Source organism: Azonexus hydrophilus, from assembly GCF_001956855.1.
Taxonomy (GTDB): Bacteria; Pseudomonadota; Gammaproteobacteria; order Burkholderiales; family Rhodocyclaceae; genus Azonexus; species Azonexus hydrophilus_A.
This window is the reverse complement of record NZ_MTHD01000001.1, coordinates 346,822-356,422: the sequence shown is the minus strand read 5'-3', so window position 1 is coordinate 356,422 and position 9,601 is coordinate 346,822. Positions and strand designations below refer to the sequence as shown.

The window sequence follows — 9,601 nt, the reverse complement described above, 5'->3', positions numbered from 1 at the left end:
ATCAGGTGCACATCAACTCTATTGCCTCACCAATCTGATCCTCCCTGGCAACATCGGAAAGCACCGCTTGCCCGACACTGCGCAACAGAACCAGGCGCAAACGACCGTCCTGTACCTTCTTGTCGTGGCGCATCAGCTCAAGATAGCGCGCCACGCCCAGCCCGGGAGCCACAACCGGCAAACCGGCCCGGGAAAAAATCCTGCGCACTCTTTCCACGTCATCTGCGGTCAACCAGCCAAGAAGCCTGGAAAGCTCACTTGCAATCATCGTGCCCGCAGCAACCGCCTCCCCATGCAACCACGCCCCGTACCCCATTCCGGTCTCGATGGCATGCCCGAATGTATGACCGAGATTCAACAGGGCCCGCTCGCCACTTTCCCGCTCGTCCGCGGCAACCACCTCGGCCTTGTTGGCACAGGAGCGATGAACGGCGTAGATCAACGACTCCCTGTCCCGAGCGAGCAGCTTTTCGAGATTGCTCTCCAACCAGACTAGGAAGGCCGGGTCACGAATCAGGCCGTATTTTATGACCTCTGCCAAGCCAGCCCTCAGTTCACGCTCCGGCAAGGTATCCAGAGTCGCAATATCAGCCAGTACAAGCCTCGGCTGATAGAAAGCGCCGATCATGTTCTTACCCAACGGGTGATTGATCGCGGTCTTGCCACCAACCGATGAATCCACCAGCGAAAGCAGGGTTGTCGGCACTTGTATGAAAGGCATGCCGCGCTGGTAACAGGCAGCTGCAAACCCCCCCATATCACCGATGACACCGCCACCAAGCGCGATGAGCGGGGTACTCCGCTCGCAGTGAGCGCCGAGCAAGGCATCGAATATCAAATTGAGCGTTTCCCAGGTCTTGAAACGCTCGCCGTCTGGCAGAATCACCGGAATTACTGAAACTCCGGCTTTTTCGAGGGTGTTTTTCAAGCGCTGAAGATAAAGCGGCGCCACCGTTTCATTGGTTACCACCACCGCTTGTGCAGCCTTGACATGCGGCGCGAGCAAGTCGGCGCGATCAAGCAAGCCGGAGGCAATATGGATCGGGTAGCTGCGCTCACCCAGGGAAACCTGCAAGGTATGCATCAAGTCTTTGCACATAGACGACCAAATTCCCTCATCAAATATTGAACAACCCCCGAGGCGACAAGTTGCCCGCCCTCCACCACCATATGCGCAGCTTCACGGTACAAGGGATCGCGCGCAGCATGCAAACCTTCAAGGCGCGCCAGCGGGTCCTCAACCTGCAGCAGCGGCCGGTTCCGGTCGTGACGGGTTCGCTGGTACAGCATGAACGGCGGAACATTCAGATAAACGACCCAACCGGTATCGTGCAGACGCTGCCGATTTTCCGGATCAAGCACGACACCGCCACCTGTCGCCATGACAATGTTGCTCATCGCCGTCAGCTCTGCGATGGTCTGCACTTCACGACGCCGAAATCCATCCTCTCCCTCGATTTCAAAAATCGTCGGAATCGGCACCCCGGTCCGCTCCACGATTTCGTGATCGGAGTCATGAAAATTTCGCCCGAGACGCCTGGCCAGTTGCCGCCCGATGGTCGTCTTGCCAGCCCCCATGAGGCCGACCAGATAGATGTTTGTATGAGTATCCACGGCGTGATTCTAGCTGACTCCAGCCAAGGGACAAAAAAAGGGCCGGCATTGCCGGCCCTTTTCATCTATCAGACAGCGCTCAATCGAGACGCAATTTTTCGGAAATAATCCGCGGCGTGATGAAAATCAGCAACTCCCGGCGATTACCAAAGTCATTCTTGTATTTGAACATCCAGCCAAAGAACGGAATATCGCCAAGCAAGGGGACTTTTTCCACAGCACTTTGCTGGTTGGTCACATACACACCACCGACCACGACGGTTCCGCCGTTTTCAACCACCACGTTGGTTTCAACGATTGAACTCTTGATTGGAGGATTACCCAGAACAGCCCGCGTCCAATCAGCCTCTTCCTTCTTGACCACCAGCGCCATCTTGACAGTACCTTCAGGCGTGATTTGCGGGGTCGCTTCCAGCGAGAGCTTGGCCGGCTTGAAACTCACCGTTTGAGTCACCACACCACCACTGCTCGACGTGGTGACGTAAGGAATCTCTGTGCCATCCTCGATTTTCGCCTTGACGTTGTTGGCAGTGACAACTCTGGGGCTTGAAATCAACTTGCCCAAACCATCCGCCTGCAAGGCCGCAATTTCCATGTTGAGAATTCGTGTGAGACTGGAATTGAACAGAGAAAAAGCCAGTGTCCCACCAGTCGACTCGAAAGAAGGAAGATTGACGCCAACCATATTGCCTGTTTGGGTTGCAGTAAATCCGTCGGTCGTATTTCCCGTGACATTGACTGCGCCGCCCGAAACTCCTATTCCGCTACCACTGCCATTTATGAATTTTTTATTATTGGCAAATCCCAGCTTGACACCAATGGATTTATTGAAGTCGTCACTGGCTTCAACAACCCGCGCTTCAATCAAAACCTGCCTTGCACCAATATCAATTGTCTTGATAAATGACCGGATTTCTTCAAGCTTGGACGGAATGTCGTTCACAAACAGGATGTTTGACTGCGGATCAGCAACCGCATTACCGCGCTTGCTCAGGATTTGCTGCGTAGTCGTAGGGCCCGCTCCAGCAGCGCCCGCACCTGCAGCCCCTGCCGAACCGTCAGAAGAAGCCCCCGACAGGAGCCGCGCCACATCGACGGCTCGCTGGTAATTCAGGACAAACTGCTCCATCTGCAGCGGCTCGAGCTCGTTGATTTGCTGCTTCGATTCGAATTCCAGCTTTTCTCGGGTCGCAATTTCATCACGCGGCGCGATCATGATGATGTTGCCATTCTTCCGCATATCAAGGCCTTTTTGCTGGAAGATGATGTCAACTACCTGGTCTGCCGGCACATCCTTCAGCACCAGCGTCGTCGTGCCCGTCACCGTTTCGCTGATCACTGCATTCAATCCAAGCTCTTCGGCCATCAGACGCAGCAGCGCCCGAACATCACCATTCTGGTAGTTGATGCTGACCCGCGGACCCTGATAGCCAATCTTGCTACCCTGGACAAGCTTGTTCGGGTCTTCGACTATTTTCTTTACTTCAACTACAAACTGGTTGTCAGTCTGATAAGCGTTGTGTTCCCAAAGGCCCTTCGGGGAAATGGTCATGCGAACGTTTTCACCCATCGCCCGGGTTTCAACCCCCAGAACCGGCGTAGCGAAATCAGTCACATCGAGCTTCCTGCGCAGATGTTCCGGAATACCCGTTTTCATGAAATCAACAATCAGATTGGAGCCCTGCTTGCGGATATCGATTCCGGTTCCCGAATCGCCAAGCTCGACGACGACCCGTCCCTCTCCGTCCTTACCACGACGAAACATCACATCCCGGACAGTATGCTTGGCACCAACCAGACTTTCCTCGGCAAAGCGGACCGATCTTTCGGCCACAGCATCAGTCAAGCGCTCGATCGGCGAGAGCGTTACGTAAAGCGCCTTGCCTTCAATCCGGGTACGGTAATTCATGTTTCGTACAAGGTTCAGCACCAAGCGCGTCCTGTCAGCCACCTGAACAACATTCAGACTGCGCAAATCACCCTCGTTAAGGACCTGAGTGGTTTTCCCCAGCGCATTTGCGGTCAACGGAAAATCAAAAGCAATTTTTGCAGGATTTGCTACTGCAAAGCCAGCGGGAGGCGCACCCAAGGCTTCACGCATGTCTATCTTCACGGCAATTTCATTACCCTGCTGAGCAACATTCACCGCTTCGATGGCATTTGCCGGGACCGTCTCCGCTTTCAGAGGAGATATCATTGCAATACAGGTTGCCGCAACGACAGCTGCGTAGTTGAACAATTTCATTTACCGCTCCCCTCCGTGGTCTGCAGGTACAACGAGCTCTGACGCTCGCTCCAGTCCCCCGCAGAATCCTGAATCAATTCTCGCAATTTCAGTTCGTTTTCGCCGATTTCGGTCACCATGCCAAAATCCAGCCCGAGATAATCGCCAACCTTTACCTGCCTGACATTATCTTCATACTTGATCACCGCAATCGGACGATTGTTCATGACCAGTCGCCCAATCATTGAAAGCGACTCCAGCGGATATTTTTCAAGCACGCTGTTACGAACCTCACGTGCCTCGAAATCCGGCTGAAACTGCCCCCCCTTGCCAGCCCCCTGACGAAACTTCGAGTCCGGCTCTATCTTGCTGGCCCGGAAAGGATCAACCTGTGCCTCGACTTCATAAGGAACCGGCTCATACGGCTTGACCTCAGGAAGAGGGGTGATCCTGCCGCGCAGATCCTTGGTATTGTCTTCCATCCATTGGCGCAGATCTTCATGCTCTCCACCCGAGCACGCAACAAGCGCCAGGCACAAGCTTACAAGCGCAACGTGTTTCACTTGGCAGCTCCTTTCACCGGCTTTTTACTGCCATCCGGTTCGGGTTTTTTCTGCTGTGCAATCTCGTTTTCGTCCAGATAACGGAATGTTTTTACTGTTGCATCGAGGGTCAGCAACTCGCTACTCTTGAGCGGCGCAACGGAAACCCCATTGAGCGTGACAATACGGGGCAACTTGGCAATATCTGCGGCAAACGTACCGATATCATGATACGAGCCATTGATCTTCACTGTGACCGGCAATTCAGCGTAAAAATCCTTGATTTGCTCGGCACCAGGGCGGAAAAGCTCAAATTGCAAGCCTCTTCCCAGCCCCGCCTGATTGACCTCGATCAACAGCGCCTCGATCTCGGATTTATTGGGCAACTGCTTCAGCAACGCGCCAAAAGAACGATCAATTTCGGCAAGTTGCTGGGTATAAAGATCAAGATTAACCGCTTGGCGCTTTTTAGCGATGAACTGATCCTTGAGCGTCAGTTCCTCCTGCTCACTGCGCTCAAGCACGCTCAGTTGATCGCTCCACAGGAACCACCACCCTGCCAGCAACAACGCAAAAAACAATCCGACAAGAATTGTGACCTTGGGCACGACCGGCCACGCCCCCGGATCATTCGGGTTCATGTAGCGGAAGTCGTCAAGGATTGCCTGAATGTCTACTTTGGGCATGGTGGATGGCAGTCCGAGCTTTTTCGATTTCATTGCTCAGCCCCTTCAGTAGCCGTTCGACTCAAGGTGAAATCCATACCGAATTCATTGACCCGACGCCCGTTCAGGACCACTGCTTTTGTCTCGATGAGACGTGGATTTTCCAGCCAGGGCGAACCATCGATATTGCGCATCAGCGCAGAAACCCGGGCATTCGATTGGGCATAGCCGGTGACATTGATGTTCAGCCCATCCTGCTTCAGGGACTTGAGGTAAACGCCTTCGGGAACCTGGCCGACCATCTCGCTCAACAGATGAACGGTTTCACCACGATCACGCTGCAGATTCTCGATAACCTGCTTGCGCGCCAAGAGTGCCTGGGTCTGCTCCTTGAGGCGCTTGATCTGATCCAACTGCTTGTCCAGAACGGCAATTTCCTGCTTCAGAAATGCATTCTTCCCGTTTTGTCCCTGAATACTGGCATCAATTAGCGAATAAACCGCAAAGATGACAACCACGCCCAACAAAACGATCAAACCTGCCAGAACGACAAACTGTTCACGCCGGGCTTTCCGGGCCTCTTCACGGTGCGGCAATAGGTTGATACGTATCATGCTGGGTCAAACCTCCGCAGCGCCAGGCCACAGGCAACCATCAAGGACGAAGAATCAGCCAGCAGATTACGCGCCCTTACTCGATCCGACAGAAGCATGTTGGCAAACGGGTTTGCTATCAGGGTATTGAACTGTGTTCTTGTCGCGACAACCTCGTCAATCCCCGGAATGACAGCACACCCACCGGCAAGGACGACGTGATCCACCTGATTGAACTGGGTCGAGGTAAAGAAGAACTGTAGCGCACGGGAAACCTCAAGAGCCAGATTCTCCATGAACGGATTGAGCAATTCTGCCTCGTAGCCTTCCGGCAAATTGCCTGCACGCTTTGCCACTTCAGCATCTTCGATGGTCATGCCGTAATGGCGGGAAATATCCAGCGTCAACTGGCTGCCCCCAAACGCTTGCTCCCGTGCATACACCTGAAGACCGTTACGCATGACGGTGAGATTCATCACATTGGCGCCAGCATCAATCAATGCCACCACCTGATTTTTCCCACCATCGGGCAACTGACGCTCAATCAACTCGAATGCTGACAAGGTGGCAAAAGATTCGACATCGACTACGACAGCCTTCAAGCCTGAAGCATCAGCGACCGCAACCCGGTCTTCGACGCGCTCCTTCTTGGAGGCTGCAATCAGCACTTCAACCTCGTCCGGAACGGATGGCGCGGGGCCGAGAACCTGATAATCCAGATTTACATCATCGATTGAAAACGGAATGTACTGGTTTGCCTCGGTTTCAACCTGCACCTCCAGTTCTTCCTCACGCAAGCCACTCGGCACGATGATTTTTTTGGTAATTACTGCCGAGGCGGGCAGGGCCATGGCCACATTCTTAGTGGAAGTACCAAGGCGCTTCCAAGCTCGCCTGACAACCTCTACAACCGCCTCAAGATTGGCAATATTGCCGTCCGAAACCGCATCTTTGGGCAACACCTCTATGGCGTAGCGCTCGACGCGATACCCTTCTTTACCGTTGGCAGTCAGTTCAACCAGCTTCACCGCCGATGAACTGATGTCGAGCCCCAGCAAGGGACGCGCCTTCGGATTTAGCAAAGCGGAGATATCGAAGCCCACCAGACCCCCAAAAAGTCCTTACAGATTACGATCTTAGACGGAAAACCAATAATTCACTTCAGATGCTAGCAACAAGCATTGGTAGTGTAAAGCACTTTTATACCCCCCAATGACCTCAGCGTATAATGCGCCCACGCTTGCCACACTCGTGACTGTTACTCCTGATGCCCTCTGCGCTTCGCCTGCTTGCCTACCCCATCCTCGCCCTGACCGGATTGATCGCCATCGCACTGGCAATCATCGCCATTGTGGTCGCTTTGGCATACCCCAACCTTCCGTCGCTCGAAGTACTGACCGACTACCGCCCCAAGGTCCCGCTGCGTGTTTACACAGCAGACGGCCACCTGATCGGAGAATTCGGCGAAGAACGACGGGCTGTTGTAGCCATCAATGACGTTCCGGAAATCATGAAACAAGCGATCCTGGCTGCTGAAGATGATCGTTTCTATCAACACATCGGCATTGATTATACCGGGATCATACGTGCAGCCAGTTCAAATCTGCTCAGCGGAGGAAAAAAGCAGGGAGCATCGACAATTACCCAACAGGTGGCCCGCAATTTTTTCCTGACCACCGAAAAAACTTACACGAGAAAACTCTACGAGGCGCTGCTTTCACTCAAAATTGAAAGCAATCTGAGCAAAAACCAGATTCTTGAGTTGTATATCAACCAGATATTCCTCGGACAGCGCGCCTATGGCTTCGGCGCTGCGGCCCAGATTTACTTCGGAAAACCCCTCCAGCAAATATCCATTGCCGAAGCTGCAATGCTGGCCGGCCTTCCCAAAGCGCCGTCAGCCTACAATCCGGTCGCCAATCCGCGCCGGGCAAAAATCCGGCAGCAATATGTCCTGCGCCGGATGCACGAACTGTCTTTCATTTCCGACGAGCAGCACGAACAGGCGCTCAAGGAACCGCTTGTTATCAAGCGCGAGCTTTCCGAATATGCGGTCAACGCCGAATTCGCAGCAGAAATGGCCCGCCAGATTGCGGCCGAAAGCTTCCCTGAAGACGTCTACACCCGGGGCATGAAGGTCTACACAACCCTGATCAAGGCCGACCAGGAAGCAGCCTATCGCTCACTGCGCAAGGGAGTGCTCGATTACGACCGGCGCAATGGCTATCGCGGGGCGGAATCCTACCTCGACATGAAGAACATCACCTCGGAGCATGACGAGACCATCGACGTCATGCTTCAGGACGTCAACGATGCAGGCGATCTCCTCCCGGCGCTCGTCATGCAGGCTGACAAAAAGCAGGTACAGGCCTACATCAAGGGAGGAGAAACAGCCATTTTGAGCGGCGACGCCATCAAATTTGCCGCCCGCATGCTGGAAGAGCAGGCCCCACCGAACAAACGCATCAAACGAGGCGCGATCATCCGCGTCCAGAAGGATGGCAACGGCAAATGGCAGATCAGTCAGTTGCCGGAAGTGGAATCAGCCTTTGTCGCGGTCGACCCGAGCGACGGTGCCATTCGCGCGCTGGTCGGCGGCTTCGACTTCAACCGCAACAAATTCAACCATGTCACCCAGGCATGGCGCCAGCCAGGCTCGAGCTTCAAGCCGTTCATTTATTCGGCGGCGCTGGAAAAGGGGTTTCACCCGGGCAGCATGATCGAGGATGAACCCCTTGTCATTTCGGCGGGAGAAACTGGGTCCCAAGCATGGCAACCCAAGAACTATGATGGCAAGTACGATGGCCCGATGAGCATGCGGACTGCCCTCGCCAAGTCGAAAAACATGGTTTCCATCCGGCTGCTGCAGGCGATCGGCCCCCAATATGCCCAGGACTATGTCAGCCGCTTCGGTTTCGATGCCGCCAAGCACCCGCCCTATCTGACGATGGCACTGGGTGCCGGCTCGGTTACTCCATGGCAGATGGTTGCCGGCTATGCGATCTTTGCCAACGGTGGCTATCGCATCACCCCATATGTGGTTCGGGAAATCCGCGATGAAAAGAATCAGGTTGTAGCCATGGCCAATGCACCCCAAGCCGGCGATGAGGCCAACCGTGCGATCGATCCGCGCAATGCTTTCCTGATGGATTCAATGATGCGCGACGTCACCATCTACGGCACGGCCGGCCGCGCTTCCGCCCAATTGAAACGACGTGACCTGGCAGGCAAGACCGGAACGACCAACGAGTATGTAGACGCCTGGTTCTGCGGCTATCAGATGACAGTTGCCGGATGTGCGTGGGTTGGCTTTGATCAGCCGAAAAAGCTCGGTAGCCGGGAAACCGGTGGCGTTGCTGCGCTGCCAGTCTGGATCGGCTACATGGCTACTGCCCTGAAAAATGTTCCGCACCAGGTTCCGGCCGCTCCGTCAGGACTCAGCACCGTCACCGACGCAGCAGGAGAAGGCGGCAGTTTCATCTATACCGAGAACCTGCCCAGGACGCCGCCGCAAATCCCGGACACCATCCCACCGGCAACGTCCCCGTCACCGGGACAACAAGGCGGCACGGCTGCCCCCCCCAACGGCTGGCCAGCCGAGTTACGTCACCTGACCGGCGGCAACTGATCAGGCAAGGACGATGGACTCGCCGGCCTGCTGGCTGGCAAGTCTCGACAGTTTTTCCATCAGTTCCGCACCGTCCCGGGTATCACGCCACACTTCACCATCCCGGCGGAAGTGGAAGCCGCCGGCACGCGCAGCGACCCAGATTTCCCTGGCGACGCCGTGACGATTGACGATGATCTTGCTGCCGTCGGAAAACTCGATTTCCAGTACACCGCCTGCTGCCAGTTCGAAGTCGATATCGGCCGTACAGGCCTCAAGGGCGGCATCGATCCGGCTCAGTGTCTGGTCGGCCAGGGTATTGAATTCGCTGTCATCCATCGTGTGCTACCATCCCG

General features: G+C 54.9%; 9 protein-coding genes. 1 reads left to right on the top strand and 8 read right to left on the bottom strand.

Translation table 11 applies throughout. The features are described from left to right. Position 1: 1 nt before the first annotated feature. The 7 genes from aroB to BJN45_RS01730 form a co-directional block, all read right to left on the bottom strand. The gene (gene aroB, locus BJN45_RS01760) at positions 2-1,084 is read right to left on the bottom strand and encodes a 3-dehydroquinate synthase (protein ID WP_076091454.1); all 1,083 of its coding nucleotides are present in this window, start codon (positions 1,082-1,084) and stop codon (positions 2-4) included. Then, entirely contained in the window at positions 1,084-1,614 is a 531-nt protein-coding gene (locus BJN45_RS01755) for a shikimate kinase (protein WP_076091452.1), read from the bottom strand. Before BJN45_RS01755 ends, aroB begins: the two co-directional genes overlap by 1 nt. A gap of 79 nt (positions 1,615-1,693) precedes the next feature. Next, a complete protein-coding gene (pilQ, locus tag BJN45_RS01750; protein ID WP_076091450.1) occupies positions 1,694-3,859 on the bottom strand; it encodes a type IV pilus secretin PilQ in 2,166 nt (721 codons plus the stop codon). Further along, positions 3,856-4,401 carry a pilus assembly protein PilP gene (locus BJN45_RS01745; RefSeq protein WP_076091448.1) on the bottom strand — a complete coding sequence of 182 codons (546 nt, stop codon included), beginning with the start codon at positions 4,399-4,401 and terminating at the stop codon, positions 3,856-3,858. Before BJN45_RS01745 ends, pilQ begins: the two co-directional genes overlap by 4 nt. After that, a complete protein-coding gene (locus BJN45_RS01740; protein ID WP_076091446.1) occupies positions 4,398-5,099 on the bottom strand; it encodes a type 4a pilus biogenesis protein PilO in 702 nt (233 codons plus the stop codon). Before BJN45_RS01740 ends, BJN45_RS01745 begins: the two co-directional genes overlap by 4 nt. Continuing rightward, entirely contained in the window at positions 5,096-5,659 is a 564-nt protein-coding gene (locus BJN45_RS01735; protein WP_076091444.1) for a PilN domain-containing protein, read from the bottom strand. The genes BJN45_RS01740 and BJN45_RS01735 overlap by 4 nt, the downstream gene beginning before the upstream one ends. Further along, positions 5,656-6,741 carry a pilus assembly protein PilM gene (locus BJN45_RS01730; protein WP_170873005.1) on the bottom strand — a complete coding sequence of 362 codons (1,086 nt, stop codon included), beginning with the start codon at positions 6,739-6,741 and terminating at the stop codon, positions 5,656-5,658. Before BJN45_RS01730 ends, BJN45_RS01735 begins: the two co-directional genes overlap by 4 nt. Before the next feature lie 164 nt (positions 6,742-6,905). On the opposite strand from BJN45_RS01730, the gene BJN45_RS01725 reads away from it, so the two are divergent. Continuing rightward, positions 6,906-9,266: a penicillin-binding protein 1A gene (locus tag BJN45_RS01725; protein ID WP_083650724.1), complete on the top strand. Its 2,361-nt coding sequence runs from the start codon at positions 6,906-6,908 to the stop codon at positions 9,264-9,266. On the opposite strand, the gene cyaY is transcribed toward BJN45_RS01725, so the two are convergent. After that, positions 9,267-9,584 (bottom strand): iron donor protein CyaY, encoded by a 318-nt coding sequence (gene cyaY, locus BJN45_RS01720; RefSeq protein WP_076091443.1) that lies wholly within the window; start codon positions 9,582-9,584, stop codon positions 9,267-9,269. Positions 9,585-9,601 lie beyond the last annotated feature (17 nt).

Excerpts from the sequence above, each read along its gene's own strand:
- BJN45_RS01735 (WP_076091444.1), bottom strand. The coding sequence starts at position 5,659 with ATGATACGTATCAACCTATTGCCGCACCGTGAAGAGGCCCGGAAAGCC.
- aroB (WP_076091454.1), bottom strand. The coding sequence starts at position 1,084 with ATGCATACCTTGCAGGTTTCCCTGGGTGAGCGCAGCTACCCGATCCAT.
- BJN45_RS01725 (WP_083650724.1), top strand. The coding sequence starts at position 6,906 with ATGCCCTCTGCGCTTCGCCTGCTTGCCTACCCCATCCTCGCCCTGACC.
- pilQ (WP_076091450.1), bottom strand. The coding sequence starts at position 3,859 with ATGAAATTGTTCAACTACGCAGCTGTCGTTGCGGCAACCTGTATTGCA.
- BJN45_RS01740 (WP_076091446.1), bottom strand. The coding sequence starts at position 5,099 with ATGAAATCGAAAAAGCTCGGACTGCCATCCACCATGCCCAAAGTAGAC.
- cyaY (WP_076091443.1), bottom strand. The coding sequence starts at position 9,584 with ATGGATGACAGCGAATTCAATACCCTGGCCGACCAGACACTGAGCCGG.